This window comes from Pseudomonas sp. NPDC089392 (assembly GCF_044749595.1).
Lineage (GTDB): Bacteria > Pseudomonadota > Gammaproteobacteria > Pseudomonadales > Pseudomonadaceae > Aquipseudomonas.
On record NZ_JBIVIF010000070.1, the window covers coordinates 1 to 15,987 of the forward strand.

The window sequence follows — 15,987 nt, forward strand, 5'->3', positions numbered from 1 at the left end:
GCACAGGAATAACTGGCCCGAAACAGATGTAGGAGCAGCCTTGTGCTGCGAAGCGCCGCGCGGGCGGCGCTCGATCTGTGCACCACCTCAAATCCAGAGGCAGGCCCTGTCAGCCTCAACCTCATCTCCCCGCCAGCAAATCAGCGTTGGGTGCTACGGCCCAACTGGCCGGTCAGCGCCACCACCTTCCCTTGCAGCCGGCCCACAGTAATCACCAGCTCATTACGCTCCTTGGCGAACTGATCAGCCTTGGCCTCCGCCTCTCTACGGGCATCCCGTTCGATATCAAGCAGTTCAGTCAGGCGGCGCACGACAGCAATATCTGCGGTGTCCATCGCGCGGTCGGCGGCATCCTTGGACAGCCATTTGCGCAGCCACAGAAATCCACCTAGCAACACGGTACCCGTACCGCTCAGCCAAGTGACTGTGCCCGGGCCGAGGTCAGTCGGATCCATGTAAACCTCATTACGGAATTGTGATGTGATGAGCCGGGGAGAAAATCATCTCGGTGGCTTTCTTTGTTTGCATGTTTAATTTAGCCTATAGCTAATATCACTACAAGGACCAATTTAGCTATGCGCGCATTTAGCAGCAAGCTAAACACTGGCATGCTTCGCCTCATGGATATCTACGAAATTCGCAAGCACAACCTGATCAAGCTGATCGGCAGCCAGAGAAAGGGATCCTGCGCAGAGCGCTGGGGGATGGCGCCTGCGCACCTGAGCCAGATCCTGTCGGACAAGACCGCGAAAAACCTGGGCGATGACGTGGCCCGGCGAATCGAGGGCATCGAAGGCCTGCCGCGCGGCTGGTTCGACGCGATGGCGGCGGGCGAGCCTGTGCAGGGGCTGGTAGAGGCTGGCGACAGCAGGCTTTCTGCAGCCGACCTGGTCAAGCAGATGCTTGCCCGCAGCGGCAAAGGCATCTCTGAAGAAACCCGGCAACGGTTGCTGGCCGCCGCCGAGGAGCCGGCAGCATGCGCACTGGTGACCGCTGACCTGCATCGGCCCGGCCTGGTCGGCGACGAAGTGTGGATTGCCCACTACGACGTCCGGGCGGCAATGGGTGGCGGCCAGATCCCCCACGACTACCCCGAGATGTTCAAGGACGTTCGCGTCAGCCCAAGCCACCTGCGCGAACTGGGCGTGGAGTTCAGCGAACACCACCACCTGAAGATGGTAACGGGCTGGGGCCAGTCGATGGAGCCGACGATCAAGCACCGCGACCCACTGATCGTCGACGTCAGCATCCGCGATTTCGTGGGCGACGGTATCTACTTCTTCTCCTGGGGCGACCACATCTACATCAAGCGGCTGCAGATCGCAGATGATGACCATTTCGAGATGATTTCCGACAACTCGCGGCACAAGGACCGAATGATCCGCCGGGAAGAGACCTACATCCAGGCCAGGGTGCTGCTGGTTTGGAATGCCCACCTTGTGTAAAGCAAAGCCCGCCACTGCGGCGGGCTTTTGCTGATGTTCAGAAAGGCGCCGCCTCTTCCACCGGCTGTTCGCTGTCCTGCTCGACAACATAGTCGTCGCGCTCTTCTGCACTGCTGCGCTGCCAGCGCACCGTCACACTCTCGTCGTCGTTGAAGGTCAGCTCCAATTCGGGCGTTTCCACCAGCAGGCCCATCACCTCCTCCCATTCCGCATCACCGTCTGTATCCAGCCGATGGACCGTCACCCAGCGCTGTGTTTGCGCAAGCGGGTGGTTGATCATCGACGATACCCGCAGGCTTAGCCGCTCTATTCCGGTCATTTCCTGGCGCTGCTGGGGTGCCGACTTCATGTGCTTAGACATATTCTCATCCTGATAGCTGTATATTCGTACAGTATTCAGAGAAAGCTTATCTCACGCCGAAATCAAGCGTAAAGCCCCACTGCGGAAAATTTTCGCCAGCAGGCGTTTTGTCGCGAAGCGAAATTAATTTAGCCATTGGCTATTGACCGTAATTTAGCTTGAGGCTAACTTTATCCCGGCAGCAGACAACCCTGCTGCTCAAGCACCCCGCCGTATAAACCCAAAGCTTTCGTCAGGAGTTCCCATGACCGTAGACATCAGCAATCTCATCATCGCCACCCCTGTGGCCGTCTCGTCAACCAACCCTGTGGCGCTTGAACTGAACGGTGCCGAAGCGATCGCTCAATACCCGAGCATCGTGAAGGTACTCAGCGATGGTTCGATCCAGTTCTCGGCCCCCACCAAAGGCGCTTCGAGCAAAAGCACCCGCAGGACCCGGTGCGAGTGGACGCAAGCGCAAGACTGGAGACTGGACAGCGCCAAAGATCACTGGAACCGCCAGACCATGACGCTGACCAAGGTCAATGCGGCGCAGAAGGTGGTCATCGCCCAGATGCACGTCCGTGGCGACGATAGCCCGCCGGTGAAGGTGTTCTGGAAAAAGGGCGACATCACCCTGGGCTTTCGGCAGACCTACAACCAGACCGACCCGGTGAACTCGACGGTGCTCAAGGGGGTAGCACTGGGGGCGAAGTTCAACGTGAGCATTCACGCAACGTCGCAAGGTGTGGTCACCGTAACAGCCAAATGCAATGGGGTGTCTGGATCGTCTGGCGACTTGCAGCTCGACAACAGCTGGGCCTCACGCCTGTTCGAGTTCCACGGTGGGGTCTACAACCAGGTCGACTACACCGATGCGACGCCGGCCGATGACGGCTCGATCTGCATCATCAGCGAACTCTCACTCATCCATACCTGAGCGTCGACAGCCGGAAAACCATCCCGATGCCCTGCCCCCCACTGCAGGCCGCATCGGGATGGCCATGCGCCCAGTGCAACAGGCGGCGCACCTGACCAGCGCTGAAAAGCTTGAGATAGAGCGGTTTTATGAATGATGTCAATTTGACATTGGTCGACCCTGCCCTGTAGATTTCGCGCCGGCTGGAACGCGTAACGGACTCCCTGGCGTTACTGCGGCGGCCATCCGTGTATGTATCTTGCTGTAAAAAATAAGGACAGAAATGAATCTCAAGCAGAGCCTGTTGGCGGTTGCAGTATCCGTCGCCTATGCATCCGCCACTCACGCCGCCGATGGCCGTGTTTACGCCAACCAGTACTTTGAGAATGGGTTCACCAACCTGACCGAGGTAAGCGGAAGCGGGAGAGACTCGATAGGCCTGCATTTGCTTGATGTGGTGGTGGGCAACCGGCAGTACGACAACGGTGGGGTGTACAACGGGACGATCACCAATTCGAAACCCGTGACGGCCAGCGGTACTGATTCGAGTGCACTGACCATCGAGCAGACGCCCCGCCCGGACTTCGACAAAGTCATGGCCGGCTCATTCATTAACAAATCCACCATCGCGGCAGTCGGCGAAGGGTCCACAGGCCTTCACCTGTCCGGTGCCGTGCTGGGCGGCCTGGTCCAGAACGATGGCAGGATTTCCGGCGAGGGCGTTGGCCTGGACCTGGACAGCACCCGCAACGGTGATTTTGATGATGAAGACCGCCACAGCAGCTTGCCCTCCTCCATCCAGAGCGTCGACAACGCAGGCATCATCGAGGGCATCAGTGCAGATGGCCTGTCGGGGCGCGGTATCTTGGCGGACGGTGTCAACTTCACCAACCCGGAAAAAGGTATCACCAACACCGGCACCATTCGCGGCGGGGAGATCGGTATCGATCTGGACTATGTCACGAGGTACCCCAGCGGCTACAACCTCCCAACGGTTGACGACAAACGCCTGCTGATCAACGCCGACTCTGGCCTGATCCAGGGCGGCAGCTATGCCATCTACGTTGGCGAAGGCGATGGCAATAACAAGGTCGACCTGAACGTTGGCGAAGAAGGCAGCAGCAAACTGTCCAGCATCGTCGGCAACATCCATGGCATCGAGCGAATTCTGGTTCAGGGTAACGGCCTGATCGACGCCACCCTGATCGAAGCAGAGCGAGTGCGTGTCGGCGAGAACGCTACGCTGACCCTGGCGGCGACGCACACCACCGTGGACGGTGACTTCAACCTGATGTCGGGTGCAACGCTGGGCTTGCCGCTAAGCGCAGAAACCCAGGCAAACACGCCTGTACTGAGCGTGACCGGCACCGCCGACCTGGCCAGCGGCTCGACAGTGGTGATCAACGCCAAGGGCTCGGACTTTGCCCAAGGCGGCGCCAACTATGACCTGATCAGCGCCGAGACGCTGAACATTGCCCCAGACGTGGTGATCAAGAGCAGCTCGTCGCTGCTGACCGTCGACAGCTCGACGCTTGCTGACGGCACCTTGAACATCAAGGTGACCGGCGTGGGCAACGAAGAAACCGGCAACGTCATCGAGAATGGTGGCGGCGACGCTAGCGTCCAGGGCGCTGCCCAGTCCTTCATGTCGGTCGCCGAGCTGCTGGCCCAGAGCAACCCGAACGACGCCGTGCTCAAAGCCTTGATTGCCGCAGGCTCTGACGCCCAGGCCATCGCCAACGTGGCCAAGCAACTGACCCCGGAAGTGAATGGCGGCGCAGCCTCGGCGGCCAATTCGAGCATCACGCTGGTCAACAATGCCATCAGCAGCCGCGCCAGCACCCTGCGTGCGGGCCAGTCTTCGGGGGACGCGCTGTCGGGCACCGGGGCGTGGTTCCAGATCCTCTCCAGCCAGGCCAACCAGGACGTGCGTTCGGGTGTTGATGGCTACGATGCGAACTCCCGTGGCTTTGCCCTGGGCGCCGACCACACGCTTAACGACAACACCGTGCTTGGCGTGGCCTACAGCTACGTGAAGACCAATGTGCAGTCGGACAACGGCAACAAGACCGATGTCGAGAACAACACCTTGACCGCCTATGGCACCTGGACCGAAGGCAACTACTTCGTCGACGGTGGCCTGTCGTATGGCAAAGGGCGCAACGACTCCAAGCGCTTTATCTCTGGCACCACGGCCAAGGGTAACTACGACAGCGACTTGATCGGCCTGAACGTGATGGCCGGCTATGGTTTCCACTTCGATCACAACCTGCTGGTTGAACCGCGCATTACGGCCCGCTACACCAACTTGTCCATCGACGGTTTCACGGAGCACGGCTCGTCCGCCGCACTGAAAACCGGCGACCAGCGCCTGGAAGTGGGTGAAGCCGGTGCAGGTGTGCGTATTGCAGGTGCGTTCGACCTGGGACAGGGCACCCTGGAACCTGAGTTCAAGTTGATGGGTTACCACGACTTCATCGCCGACAAATCCAGCACCACGTCGGCGTTCACCCTGGGTGGCAATTCCTTCGTGGCCACTGGCGTAACCCCGGCGCGCGACAGCTATGAAGTGGGCGTTGGCGCCAACTACAAGGTGGGTGCGGTCACGATCGGCGGCAGCTACGAGCGCCTGATGAAGACAGGCTTCGACGCGGATGCCTTCACCGCGAAGGTGCGCTACGACTTCTGAGACTTCAAGTCGGCAAACCGCTCAGCCCGCCTTTTGGCGGGCTGATGCGTTCAAGGGAAACTGACCGATGCTGCCACGCCTGTTCAGCGTTACCGCATTGCTGCTGATGCTGCTGGCGGGCTGTGCGAGCCCGCAGCAAAAACTGGCGCAATGGGCCCAAGCCAATGGGGCTACCACCCACGTCATACACACCGCCGAATTTTCGATTCAGACCGTAACGCCGGCCAACTTCAAACCCGGCCGCCGGTTGACCCTCTACATCGAAGGCGACGGCCATGCCTGGGCGACCAGTACCCAGCCCAGCCTGGACCCGTCACCGCGCACGTTCGCGCTTGCCAAGCTGGCGACGGGAGGCTACCCGGGCATCTACCTGGCCAGGCCGTGCCAGTTCATCACGAGCCCGGCATGCAACACCTCCGTCTGGACTGACGCCCGTTTCAGTGCAGCTGTTGTCGAAGCCATGGCGGCGGCGGTCGACCAGCTTGTGCGCAGGTACGGCGCATCCTCGGTAGAGCTCATCGGCTATTCCGGAGGGGCCGCAATCGCCCTGCTGATTGCCGAGCGTCGCCATGATGTCAGCCAGGTGCAAAGTATTGCCGGCAACCTGGACCCTGCCGCCTGGGTCCGTTATCACGGTTTGTCGCCGCTGGTGGGCTCGCTTGATCCCATGGCCGAAATTTCCAGGCTCGCCAACACGCCCGAGCGGCACTTCAGTGGCGCTGACGACCGCATCATTGCCCCAGCGCTGACGAGTGGTTACGCGCAGGGCAGCCAGCTGCGCTGCGTACAGGTGGTATCGCTACCCGGTGACCATGCCACTGTACTTAAGGGCTTTGACGCCCGCTTGCTGCGCGCCCCAATTTCCTGCGTTCAGGCACCAACGACCGGGTCGAACTGACCTGCCTGGGAATCAAGGAAATGGGTACCGTATTAAATTTCGTTCACCTTGCGCCCTTTAGTCATAAGGCATTCGACAGCAATTCAGCCATACTCCAGAATGCAACGGTTTTAGGGGGAAAACCCTTGCACAGCCAACGACATACCAACTTTTAGTGAGCCTGAACGTGAAAACATCCCTGTCCATCCTCAGCCTGATGCTGTTGCTCACAGGTACTGCGACCCTTCCGTCGACCGCTGCTGCACAACCCCCGGCCCAGGTTCAACGTGACCCCTCCAAGCTGCATCTTGCCTCAGGCAGCGCCCTGCTGATCGACCTGAATACCAACCAGGAGTTGTATTCGAACCATGCCGACCGCGTGGTGCCCATTGCCTCGGTCACCAAATTGATGACGGCAATGGTGGTGCTGGATGCCAAGCAGCCCATGGATGAAATGCTCACCATGACCATCGCCAACAACCCGGAGATGAAAGGCGTGTATTCGCGCGTGCGCCTGGGCAGCCAGCTTGACCGCCGCGAAACCCTGCTGATTACCCTGATGTCGTCGGAAAACCGCGCGGCCAACAGCCTGGCCAACGCCTACCCCGGCGGCTACCCGGCGTTCATCAAGGCCATGAATGCCAAGGCCCGCAGCCTGGGCATGGCACACACCCGCTATGTCGAGCCAACCGGCTTGTCGACACAGAACGTGTCCACCGCACGCGACCTGGGTAAACTGCTGTTGGCCTCGCGCAAGTACCCAATGCTTAGTGAGCTGTCGACCACCCGCGAAAAGACCGTGGCCTTCCGCAAGCCCAACTACACCTTGGGCTTCCGTAACACCGATCACCTGGTCAACAAGAGCAACTGGGACATCAAGCTGACCAAGACCGGCTTCACCAACGAGGCTGGCCATTGCCTGGTGCTGCTGACCCGCATGGACAACCGCCCGGTGGCCATGGTCATCCTTGATGCCTTTGGCAAGTACACCCACTTCGCCGATGCCAGCCGCATGCGCCAATGGCTGGAAACCGGCGCAGCCAAGCCGGCGCCGGCCGTGGCCATGCAGTACAAGGCGAGCAAGGGGCGGCTGGTGGCGGAGTGACCATCGCCATCTGGCGCTACGCGGCCCTGTAGGAGCGGCCTTGTGTCGCGATGGGCCGCAAAGCGGCCCCAGAAAATTGGCGTTGATGCATAAACTGCCGGGGCTGCTTTGCAGCCCATCGCGACACAAGGCCGCTCCTACAGGGAACGTATCCGCTGCTAGGCTGTGGTGCTGACCACACCGCCCGCGCTGCTGCCGCCCTCTTGCTGCAACAGCTCCAGCAACTGCGCCGTAGCCGCCATGATCTGGCCGTTGATGGTGGCAATGCTCGCCTGCTTGGCACCGACAGCAGCTGCCTTTGCCGCCTCGTCCATCTTGCTGTTCTGCAGCGCCGCCAGCTGTTTCTGCTCTTCAACCAGTTGCTTCTGCAGGTCCTTGATCAACTGACGGAGCTCGGTCAACGCTTCCGACTCGCCACTGTCTTCAGTGTCAGTGGATTGTGCCTGGCTACCCGCCGACACCTTCATGCTGTCGCTGCTGATGCTCAACGGCCCCAGCGCCTCGCCGGCCTGTTTCGCCTGCTCGCGCTCAGTCGCCGCGTTCGCGCTCAGTGCTTGCGCCGAAACGCCATTGATCATCAGGTTGTTTGCTGTAATTCCGCTCATGTCAATCCCTGCTGAAAGATGGGTCCTTGCCTTAACCCCCTTATCGGCCGCCCCACGCAGTTCTTTAGCCCGCTTAAATTCCCCTTTGGCTGGCTCGTTCAAATTCATGTACTTGCGCAGGAGCCGGAGCCCCGGCGGGCGTCCACATTCGACCTTTAGGGAATCGCAGCCATGAGCCAGTCTTCACAGCAGGCAACAATCAAAGATCTGATCGGCGTGGGCTTCGGCCCCTCCAACCTGGCCCTGGCCATTGCCCTGGAAGAACTCGCCGAGTCCCAGGGCCATGCCCTCGACGCGCTGTTCATCGACAAGCAACAGGACTACCGCTGGCACGGCGAAACCCTGGCCACCCAGAGCGAGCTGCAGATCTCCTTCCTCAAGGACCTGGTATCGCTGCGCAACCCCACCAGCCCCTACAGCTTCGTCAACTACCTGCACCAGAAGCAGCGCCTGGCCGACTTCATCAACCTCGGCACCTTCTACCCCTGCCGTCTGGAGTACAACGACTACCTGCGCTGGGCCGCCGAGCACTTTGCCACCCAAGCGGTGTATGGCGAGGAAGTGCTGCGCATCGAGCCGGAAGTGCACGCTGGCCGGGTCGAACACCTGCGCCTGGTCTCGCGCGACGCGCAAGGCCACGAATACAGCCGACGCACCCGTTCGGTGGTGGTCGGCAGCGGCGGCACGCCGAAAATCCCGGAGAAGTTCGGCGCGTTCAAGGACGACCCGCGGGTGTTCCACCACTCCCAGTACCTGAGCAGCCTGAACAAACTGCCGTGCACCACCGGCAAGCCGATGCGCATTGCCGTGATCGGTTCGGGGCAGAGCGCCGCCGAGGCGTTCATCGACCTCAACGACAGCTACCCGTCGGTCAAGGTCGACATGATCCTGCGCGGCTCGGCGCTCAAGCCCGCCGATGACAGCCCGTTCGTCAACGAGATTTTCTCGCCGGACTACACCGACCTGGTCTACAACGAACCGGCTGACCAGCGCAGCAAGCTGCTGGGCGAATACCACAACACCAATTACTCGGTGGTCGACCTCAACCTGATCGAGCGCATCTACGGCATCCTTTACCGGCAGAAAGTCGCTCACCAGCACCGCCACAACGTGCTGTGCCGCCGTCAGGTGGAAGCGGTGGTGGCCACCCGCGAAGGCCTGGAACTGACCCTGCGCGACCTCGCCACCAATCAGCAGCAAACCCACCGCTACGATGCAGTGATTCTCGCCACCGGCTACGAACGCCGTTCGCACCTTGACCTGTTGGCACCCCTGGCCGGCTACCTGGACGACTTCAGCGTCGACCGCCACTACCGCGTGCTGGCCAGCCCCGATATGCAGGCGTCGGTATACCTGCAGGGCTTCTGCGAAAATAGCCATGGCCTGAGCGACACCCTGCTTTCGGTGCTGCCGGCACGCGCCGCAGAAATTGGCCGCGCGCTGTACCAGGACCTGGCGCAGCTGCATGGCAAGCCGCAAGCGGCAGTGGCGATGACCCGCGCTTGACCCCACCTCATGCCTTCCAGGCCAGCCTTGGCCTGATGCCTGACCGTTAGCGTCATTGGGGCAGCACACATCCTGTGGGAGCGGGTTCACCCGCGAACACCGGCAAAGCCGGTGCCATCCACCGCGTCGCCTGCTTCGCGGGTGAACCCGCTCCTACAGGGAACGCGCAGTTCTTGAGGCCTGCGCTGTACTTGTGGAGCTGGCTTGCCGGCGATTTGTCGTTTGAAACATTTGCTTGCATTTAAAACGGCAGGTTTTCAATTCTCATTCGTCCTTATCAGTACAGCCCTCTTTGGTTGGGCACACGCTCGACCACCCATTGCAGAAGACCGTCTGATGGCCAAATCACCCAAAAAATCCAAATCCAGGCTGTGGTTCCTGGTGCACAGCTGGCTTGCCTTGCCAATCTGGTTCTTTGTCTTGATCGTCTGCTTCACCGGCATGCTCGCCGTGGTGAGCCAGGAAATCGTCTGGCTGGCCGACCCGGCCGTGCGCGCCAACCAGCCCGACGCCGACGTCGAGCGCATGAGCTTCCAGCAGGTACTGGACGCCTTGAACAAGGCCGAGCCGGACATGGTGGTGGAGCGCCTGAGCCAGCCTGACGGTTCGCACTTCGCGGTAAAGGCCAATGTCACCCTGCCTGACGGTACCAGCCCGACGCTGTACGTAAACCCCTACACCGGGGCCATCCAGGGCAAGACCCCGGACTTCAACTTCGAAGCCTTTACCCGTGCCCTGCACGGTTGGTGGCTGGTGCCGTTCACCAATGGTTTCAGTTGGGGCTGGTACCTGGTATCGCTGCTTGGCCTGCCGATGCTGGCCTCGCTGGTCACCGGCCTGGTGGTGTACAAGAAGTTCTGGAAGGGTTTCTTCAAGCCCGTGCGCACCGGCCATGGTTCACGGATTTTCTGGGGTGACCTGCACCGCCTGGCCGGGGTCTGGTCGATCTGGTTCATTGCGGTCATTTCCATCACCGGCACCTGGTTCCTGATCCAGGCAATCCTGTTCGACAACCACATCACCATTTCCAGCAGGCCCATCGTGCCGGTGATCGCCCGCGAGGAAGTGCCGCAAACACCGGATGGCAGCCCGGCACCGCGTATCGACCTGGATGAAGCGGCGCGCCTTGCCGGCCTGGCGATCCCGGGGCTGGAGGTCAGTTTCATCTCGCTGCCTGCCACCGCCTACAGCCATGTCACCTTGTCCGGGCCGGGCTGGTACCCGCTGATGTTCCAGAGTGCCTCGGTAAACCCGTACACCCGCAATGTCGACAGCCAGTTCGTTATCAGCGACCGCTCGGCGCTGGAGTTCGTCACCGAGTCCATGCGCCCACTGCACACCGGCGACTTCGGCGGCTTGCCGATCAAGCTGGTGTGGTTCTTCTTTGGCCTCATTCTCACCCTGATGGTGTTCAGCGGCCTGCTTATCTGGACCAAACGCACCGCCCAGGCCACCGCCGCCGCGCTCAAGCGCAGCGAGCGGGCACCGCGTGCGGCTCGCAGTGAAACCACCGTGGAGATCCACCCATGAGCCAGGCCCAAGCCCTGCCCGCCAGCCCGCTGAAGCAGTTTTGGCTGAAGTGGCGTTTTCACCTGAACATCCTGCTGATCCTGATCCCGCTGGGCTTCATGCCCAAGTACTTCGCCGACGCCAAGTTGTTCCGTGGCGACGCTGGCCTGGGTGCCAATGTGATCAGCGACATTCAGGTCGGCCCCTACAGCATCAACCTGGCCGAACTGCGCGACGAGGCGCCACGCACCGACGGCCCGGCCGGTTACTTCAAGTCGTTCAATGCGGCGCTGTGCAAGGCCTGCATCAAGGACGTCAAGGCTGCCTACTTGCGCATCGGCAAGCCGCGCAGCCTGCGCGCAGCCGGCACCATCTTCTTCGGCGCGCCGTACAACATGGGCACCTCGCTGCCGATCCCGCCGCGGACCAAACCCGACGCCCAGATCTGGATCACCCTGGAAGGCTGGGACGGCAGCATGCACCAGGCGTCCGTCCCGCTGGCCAAGGCATCGCCAGCCACCGTGGCCTGGCTCGAAAAACAAGGAGGCAAGAAATGAAACACCTGATGCGCACCCTCGCCCTGCCCTTGCTGGTGCTGGCCGCCGGCCCGGCCCTGGCGCACAACCCGATGTGCGAATGCGAAGAAACCGCCAGCGGCCAGGTCAAGTGCACTGGCGGCTTCTCGGACGGCAGCGGTGCCCCCGGGGTAACGCTGGATGTGATCGGCTATGACGAACAGGTATTGGTCGGCGGCAAGCTTGGCGACGACTCGACCCTGACCTTCAAGCGCCCGGACGGCGAGTTCTACGTGCTGTTCGACGCCGGCCCCGGGCACGTGGTGGAAGTCGACTACGCCGATATCGCCCAGCCATGAGCCGCGCCCAAGTGATTCGCCCGGCCGGCGCCGGGCACGAAACCCTGTACGTGCTGCTGGCCAGCCTGCTGATCGTGGTGCTTGCTGCCAGCGTGGTGCTGCTGCGCGGTGAGCGCGAAGACGAGCAGACCATCGCCAGCCACCAGATCGACGCCCGCCGCGACCTCACCGCCGCCGAGCAAGGCCTGTACACCGACCTGCGGGTGGCCTTCGACGAGATCCAGCTGCTGCGCGATGAAAGCGCCAGCGCGCCGAGTGTGCAGGGCCTGGCCGAAGAAGGCCTGCCGCCGTTCGTGGTCGATGCTGGCAGCCAGAGCCGCGGCAGCCACCAATGGTCATGGCTGGAGACCGGCGCCTACCTGGGCCGCAGCCAGGCACCTGAAGTTGCTGGCAGCCTGCTGCTGATCCTGCCAGCTGACAGCAGCGGCCAGGCCGATGTCTGGCTGCGCCGCGACAGCGCTGCCGTGATCCCGGACGACCTCAGCCAGGCTGCGCTGATCGCCGCCGGCTGGCAACAGGTGGTCAGCCACTACGACGCCGGGGTTACCCGCGAACACCGTCACTGAACCCAAGGACTCCCCCATGCTTCGCTCCGCCCTCGCCCTGCTCCTGGCCCTTGCCCTGCCGGCACTGGCACTGGCCGATAACGGCAAGCCGCTGCGCATCGGCATCACCCTGCACCCTTACTACAGCTATGTGAGCAACATCGTCGGCGACAAGGCCGAAGTGGTGCCGCTGATTCCGGCGGGCTTCAACCCCCACGCCTACGAGCCACGGGCCGAGGACATCAAGCGCATCGGCACGCTGGACGTGGTGGTGCTCAACGGCGTCGGCCATGACGACTTTGCCGACCGCATGATCGCCGCCAGCGAAAAGCCCGGCATCGCCACCATTGAGGCCAACCAGAACGTACCGCTGCTGGCAGCCACCGGCATTGCCGCACGCGGCGCCGGCAAGGTGGTAAACCCGCACACCTTCCTGTCGATCAGCACTACCATCGCCCAGGTCAACAACATCGCCCGCGAGCTGGGCAAGCTCGACCCGGACAACGCCAAGCTGTACACGCAAAACGCCCGCGCCTATGCCAAGCGCCTGCGCGCCCTGCGGGCCGAGGCGCTGGCCAAGGTCACCGAAGCGCCCAGCGCCACCTTCCGCGTCGCCACCATCCATGCCGCCTACGACTACCTGGTGCGCGACTTCGGCCTGGAGGTGACTGCCGTGGTCGAACCGGCCCATGGCATCGAGCCGAGCCCGGCGCAGCTGAAAAAGACCATCGACCAGCTCAAGGCGCTGGACGTGCGGGTGATCTTCTCGGAAATGGACTTCCCGTCAGCCTATGTCGAAACCATCCAGCGTGAGTCCGGCGTTCGCCTGTACCCGCTGACGCACATTTCCTACGGCGAGTACACCAAGGACAAGTACGAAGTGGAAATGAAGCGCAACCTCGACACCGTGGTACGCGCCATCCAGGAGAACCGCGCATGACCGCCGCCGCCAACCTGGTTGCAGCCTGCGGGCCGCGCATCGAGTTCGCCGGCATCGACCTGACCCTGGGCCGTACACGCATTCTCGAGCAGGTCAGTTTCAGCGTCACCGCCGGCAGCGTGCATGCCATTGTCGGCCCCAACGGCGGTGGCAAGAGCTCGCTGATCAAGACCCTGCTCGGGCAGATGCCACACCAGGGCCAGCTGACCCTGCACTGGCCGGGTGAGCGCGAAGTGATCGGCTACGTGCCGCAGGCGCTGGAGTTCGACCGTGGCCTGCCCATGACCGTGGACGACTTCATGGCTGCCATGTGCCAGCGCCGCCCGGCGTTCCTCGGTTTGTCACGGCGCGTGAAGCCGGCCATCGATGCTGCCTTGGCGAAGGTTGGCATGCTCGACAAACGCAAGCGGCGCATGGGTGCGTTGTCTGGCGGTGAGCGCCAGCGCGTGCTGTTGGCCCAGGGCCTGATCCCCGAACCGCAATTGCTGGTGCTGGACGAGCCGATGTCGGCCCTCGATGAAGCCGGCATCCAGGTGTTCGAACAGCTGCTGCTGGGCTGGCGCCAGGCCGGCACCACCGTGCTGTGGATCGAGCATGACCTGGCGGCGGTGCTGCGCCTGGCTGACCGGGTCACCGGCCTGAGCCGCCAGGTACTGTTCGACGCCCCACCCGCCCAGGCCCTGACCCCGGAGCGCCTGCTCGGCCTGTTCTCCGTTCACCCGCGCAGCGAGAGCCTTGCCTGATGAGCTTTGAAACTTTTCGCCAACTGATCCAGGACTGGGCCAACGCTGGCTACCTGCCCGAGGCGCTGGCCTACGGCTTCGTGGTCAATGCCCTGCTGGCCGGCCTGATGATCGGCCCGGTGCTGGGCGGCCTGGGCACCCTGGTGGTGGTCAAGCGTTTTGCCTTTTTCTCCGAGGCAGTGGGCCATGCTGCGCTGACTGGCGTGGCCATCGGTATCCTGCTGGGTGAACCCTACACCGGCCCCTATGGCAGCCTGTTCGGCTACTGCCTGCTGTTCGGCATCCTGCTCAACTTCCTGCGTAACCGTACCGGGCTGTCGCCGGACACATTGATCGGTGTGTTCCTCTCGGTATCGCTGGCGCTGGGCGCCAGCCTGCTGCTGATGCTGGCGGGCAAGATCAACGTGCACATCCTCGAGAACGTGCTGTTCGGCTCGGTGCTGACCGTCAGCGGCCAGGACCTGGTGGTGCTGGGCATCGTCGCGCTGCTGGTACTGGCCCTGGCCGTGCCGCTGTACAACCGCATCATGCTGGCCAGTTTCAACCCGCAGCTGGCGGCCGTGCGTGGGGTGGCCGTGAAAACGCTGGACTACCTGTTCGTGGTGCTGGTGACCCTGGTAACCGTGGCAGCGGTGAAGGTGATCGGGGCAATCCTGGTCGGTGCGCTGCTGGTGATCCCTGCCGCCGCCGCACGCCTGGTCAGCCAGTCGCTCAAGGGGTTTTTCTTCCTCTCGGTGCTGATCGCCACCGTGAGCACCCTGTTCGGCATCCTGCTGCCGATCGTGTTCGACCTGCCGGTGCCATCGGGCGCTGCGATCATCCTGGTCGCCGGCATGTGCTTTGCCCTGGCCGCGCTCGCTCGCGCCCTCGTTCCCCGCCTGCAAGGAAACCCGGCATGAACCTGAAACACCTGACCCTGGCGCTCGCCCTGGCTGGCCTGCCGTCGCTGTCTTTCGCCACACAAGTGCTGACTACCCTGCCCGTCACCCACAGCTTGGCCAGCGCCCTGCTCGATGGCACCGCAGTGCAGCTAAAACGCGCGGCACCGGCCAACCTGCCGGCCAGCCGCCAGCCGTCGTATTTCAGCGGGCGTGGTGGCGCCAGCCTGGACAAGGCCGCGCAGCAGGCTGATGCGGTGATCGGCGTGCGCTCGATCTGGCGTGACGACCCGCTGTACCCGATGGCCCGGCGTAGCAATATCCGCATTGTCGAGATCGATGCAGCGCGGCCGGTGGATGGCGCGCTGCCGGGGATCGCGGTGAGTGGTGACGATGCCTACGGTGCCTACCCCTGGCTCAACCCGACCAACCTCGGGCGCATGGCTGATGTGGTGGCCAATGACCTGGAGCGTTTGGCGCCGAACGACAAAGCGAAGATCCAGGGCAACCTGGCCGGGCTCAAGCGCCAACTGCTGGAGCTTTCGGCCAACAGCCAGACTCGCCTGGCCAAGGTCGACAACCTGACCGTGGTGAGCCTGTCGGAGCGGCTGGGTTACCTGGCTAGCGGGTTGAACCTGGATGTGGTCGAGCAGCCGTTGCCGGCTGAGTGGGATGCCGCGGCGCTCAAGGCTTTGGGCGAGAATCTGAAGGCGCAGGATGTAGCGCTGGTGCTGGACCACCGGCAGCCAGAAGCGGCGGTGGCCGAGGTGATCAAGGCCGCCGGGGTGAAGCTGGTGGTGGTGGAGAGTGACCCTGAGGATGCGTTTGCCGGGTTGAAGGCCAGTGTCGACCAGGTGGTTGGGGCATTGGGCGAAAGCTGATGCTGCCTGTGCCCGCTCCCACAGGTGCGCCGCGGTCCCTGTAGGAGCGGGGGGGGGGGGGGGGGGGGGGGGGGGGGGGGGGGGGGGGGGGGGGGGGGGGGGGGGGGGGGGGGGGGGGGGGGGGGGGGGGG

17 protein-coding genes are annotated in these 15,987 nt (G+C 62.7%); 14 read left to right on the forward strand and 3 right to left on the reverse strand.

All coding sequences use genetic code 11. The features are described from left to right. Positions 1-140: 140 nt before the first annotated feature. A complete protein-coding gene (locus ACIP1G_RS30835) occupies positions 141-455 on the reverse strand; it encodes a chemotaxis protein (RefSeq protein WP_400744108.1) in 315 nt (104 codons plus the stop codon). Between the two features lie 165 nt (positions 456-620). Here ACIP1G_RS30835 and ACIP1G_RS30840 point away from each other — a divergent pair, with 165 nt between their 5' ends. Next, the gene (locus tag ACIP1G_RS30840) at positions 621-1,445 is read left to right on the forward strand and encodes a helix-turn-helix transcriptional regulator (protein WP_400744110.1); all 825 of its coding nucleotides are present in this window, start codon (positions 621-623) and stop codon (positions 1,443-1,445) included. A gap of 37 nt (positions 1,446-1,482) precedes the next feature. Here the strand turns inward: ACIP1G_RS30840 and ACIP1G_RS30845 are convergent, their stop codons facing one another. Continuing rightward, positions 1,483-1,806, reverse strand: coding sequence for a DUF1654 domain-containing protein (locus ACIP1G_RS30845; RefSeq protein WP_400744111.1), 324 nt, complete (start codon positions 1,804-1,806; stop codon positions 1,483-1,485). Between the two features lie 244 nt (positions 1,807-2,050). Between ACIP1G_RS30845 and ACIP1G_RS30850 the strand changes: the two genes are divergently transcribed. The 4 genes from ACIP1G_RS30850 (at position 2,051) to pbpG (ending at position 7,375) form a co-directional block, all read left to right on the forward strand. Then, the gene (locus ACIP1G_RS30850) at positions 2,051-2,725 is read left to right on the forward strand and encodes a polysaccharide lyase family 7 protein (protein ID WP_400744114.1); all 675 of its coding nucleotides are present in this window, start codon (positions 2,051-2,053) and stop codon (positions 2,723-2,725) included. 262 nt (positions 2,726-2,987) lie between these two features. Further along, a complete protein-coding gene (locus ACIP1G_RS30855) occupies positions 2,988-5,393 on the forward strand; it encodes an autotransporter domain-containing protein (RefSeq protein WP_400744117.1) in 2,406 nt (801 codons plus the stop codon). A 67-nt stretch (positions 5,394-5,460) separates the two neighbouring features. Further along, a complete protein-coding gene (locus ACIP1G_RS30860) occupies positions 5,461-6,291 on the forward strand; it encodes an alpha/beta hydrolase (protein WP_400744120.1) in 831 nt (276 codons plus the stop codon). A 166-nt stretch (positions 6,292-6,457) separates the two neighbouring features. Beyond that, on the forward strand, positions 6,458-7,375 hold the full coding sequence (gene pbpG, locus ACIP1G_RS30865) for a D-alanyl-D-alanine endopeptidase (protein ID WP_400744123.1): 918 nt from the start codon (positions 6,458-6,460) through the stop codon (positions 7,373-7,375). Positions 7,376-7,533: 158 nt separating this feature from the next. Here pbpG and ACIP1G_RS30870 read toward each other — a convergent pair whose 3' ends face one another. Continuing rightward, complete coding sequence (locus ACIP1G_RS30870; protein WP_400744126.1) at positions 7,534-7,980, reverse strand: hypothetical protein; 447 nt, start codon at positions 7,978-7,980, stop codon at positions 7,534-7,536. Between the two features lie 171 nt (positions 7,981-8,151). On the opposite strand from ACIP1G_RS30870, the gene ACIP1G_RS30875 reads away from it, so the two are divergent. From ACIP1G_RS30875 to ACIP1G_RS30915, 9 genes are all read left to right on the forward strand, one after another. Continuing rightward, positions 8,152-9,486 (forward strand): lysine N(6)-hydroxylase/L-ornithine N(5)-oxygenase family protein, encoded by a 1,335-nt coding sequence (locus ACIP1G_RS30875; RefSeq protein WP_400744129.1) that lies wholly within the window; start codon positions 8,152-8,154, stop codon positions 9,484-9,486. A gap of 336 nt (positions 9,487-9,822) precedes the next feature. Then, positions 9,823-11,016, forward strand: coding sequence for a PepSY-associated TM helix domain-containing protein (locus tag ACIP1G_RS30880; RefSeq protein WP_400744131.1), 1,194 nt, complete (start codon positions 9,823-9,825; stop codon positions 11,014-11,016). Beyond that, positions 11,013-11,552, forward strand: a complete 540-nt coding sequence (locus ACIP1G_RS30885) for a thiamine pyrophosphate-binding protein (RefSeq protein ID WP_400744134.1) — start codon at positions 11,013-11,015, stop codon at positions 11,550-11,552. The genes ACIP1G_RS30880 and ACIP1G_RS30885 overlap by 4 nt, the downstream gene beginning before the upstream one ends. Next, on the forward strand, positions 11,549-11,869 hold the full coding sequence (locus ACIP1G_RS30890) for a hypothetical protein (RefSeq protein ID WP_400744136.1): 321 nt from the start codon (positions 11,549-11,551) through the stop codon (positions 11,867-11,869). Before ACIP1G_RS30885 ends, ACIP1G_RS30890 begins: the two co-directional genes overlap by 4 nt. Then, a complete protein-coding gene (locus tag ACIP1G_RS30895) occupies positions 11,866-12,435 on the forward strand; it encodes a DUF6162 family protein (protein ID WP_400744138.1) in 570 nt (189 codons plus the stop codon). Before ACIP1G_RS30890 ends, ACIP1G_RS30895 begins: the two co-directional genes overlap by 4 nt. A 16-nt stretch (positions 12,436-12,451) precedes the next feature. After that, positions 12,452-13,354 carry a metal ABC transporter substrate-binding protein gene (locus ACIP1G_RS30900; protein ID WP_400744140.1) on the forward strand — a complete coding sequence of 301 codons (903 nt, stop codon included), beginning with the start codon at positions 12,452-12,454 and terminating at the stop codon, positions 13,352-13,354. Next, complete coding sequence (locus tag ACIP1G_RS30905) at positions 13,351-14,097, forward strand: metal ABC transporter ATP-binding protein (RefSeq protein WP_400744142.1); 747 nt, start codon at positions 13,351-13,353, stop codon at positions 14,095-14,097. Before ACIP1G_RS30900 ends, ACIP1G_RS30905 begins: the two co-directional genes overlap by 4 nt. Beyond that, positions 14,097-14,996, forward strand: coding sequence for a metal ABC transporter permease (locus ACIP1G_RS30910; RefSeq protein ID WP_400744145.1), 900 nt, complete (start codon positions 14,097-14,099; stop codon positions 14,994-14,996). Before ACIP1G_RS30905 ends, ACIP1G_RS30910 begins: the two co-directional genes overlap by 1 nt. Further along, on the forward strand, positions 14,993-15,856 hold the full coding sequence (locus tag ACIP1G_RS30915; protein ID WP_400744146.1) for a metal ABC transporter substrate-binding protein: 864 nt from the start codon (positions 14,993-14,995) through the stop codon (positions 15,854-15,856). The genes ACIP1G_RS30910 and ACIP1G_RS30915 overlap by 4 nt, the downstream gene beginning before the upstream one ends. Positions 15,857-15,987 lie beyond the last annotated feature (131 nt).

Bases quoted from the DNA above. Each gene is read 5' to 3' on its own strand.
- ACIP1G_RS30835 (WP_400744108.1), bottom strand. From the start codon at position 455: ATGGATCCGACTGACCTCGGCCCGGGCACAGTCACTTGGCTGAGCGGT.
- ACIP1G_RS30840 (WP_400744110.1), top strand. From the start codon at position 621: ATGGATATCTACGAAATTCGCAAGCACAACCTGATCAAGCTGATCGGC.
- ACIP1G_RS30845 (WP_400744111.1), bottom strand. From the start codon at position 1,806: ATGTCTAAGCACATGAAGTCGGCACCCCAGCAGCGCCAGGAAATGACC.
- ACIP1G_RS30850 (WP_400744114.1), top strand. From the start codon at position 2,051: ATGACCGTAGACATCAGCAATCTCATCATCGCCACCCCTGTGGCCGTC.
- ACIP1G_RS30855 (WP_400744117.1), top strand. From the start codon at position 2,988: ATGAATCTCAAGCAGAGCCTGTTGGCGGTTGCAGTATCCGTCGCCTAT.
- ACIP1G_RS30860 (WP_400744120.1), top strand. From the start codon at position 5,461: ATGCTGCCACGCCTGTTCAGCGTTACCGCATTGCTGCTGATGCTGCTG.
- ACIP1G_RS30870 (WP_400744126.1), bottom strand. From the start codon at position 7,980: ATGAGCGGAATTACAGCAAACAACCTGATGATCAATGGCGTTTCGGCG.
- ACIP1G_RS30875 (WP_400744129.1), top strand. From the start codon at position 8,152: ATGAGCCAGTCTTCACAGCAGGCAACAATCAAAGATCTGATCGGCGTG.
- ACIP1G_RS30880 (WP_400744131.1), top strand. From the start codon at position 9,823: ATGGCCAAATCACCCAAAAAATCCAAATCCAGGCTGTGGTTCCTGGTG.
- ACIP1G_RS30885 (WP_400744134.1), top strand. From the start codon at position 11,013: ATGAGCCAGGCCCAAGCCCTGCCCGCCAGCCCGCTGAAGCAGTTTTGG.
- ACIP1G_RS30890 (WP_400744136.1), top strand. From the start codon at position 11,549: ATGAAACACCTGATGCGCACCCTCGCCCTGCCCTTGCTGGTGCTGGCC.
- ACIP1G_RS30895 (WP_400744138.1), top strand. From the start codon at position 11,866: ATGAGCCGCGCCCAAGTGATTCGCCCGGCCGGCGCCGGGCACGAAACC.
- ACIP1G_RS30900 (WP_400744140.1), top strand. From the start codon at position 12,452: ATGCTTCGCTCCGCCCTCGCCCTGCTCCTGGCCCTTGCCCTGCCGGCA.
- ACIP1G_RS30905 (WP_400744142.1), top strand. From the start codon at position 13,351: ATGACCGCCGCCGCCAACCTGGTTGCAGCCTGCGGGCCGCGCATCGAG.
- ACIP1G_RS30910 (WP_400744145.1), top strand. From the start codon at position 14,097: ATGAGCTTTGAAACTTTTCGCCAACTGATCCAGGACTGGGCCAACGCT.
- ACIP1G_RS30915 (WP_400744146.1), top strand. From the start codon at position 14,993: ATGAACCTGAAACACCTGACCCTGGCGCTCGCCCTGGCTGGCCTGCCG.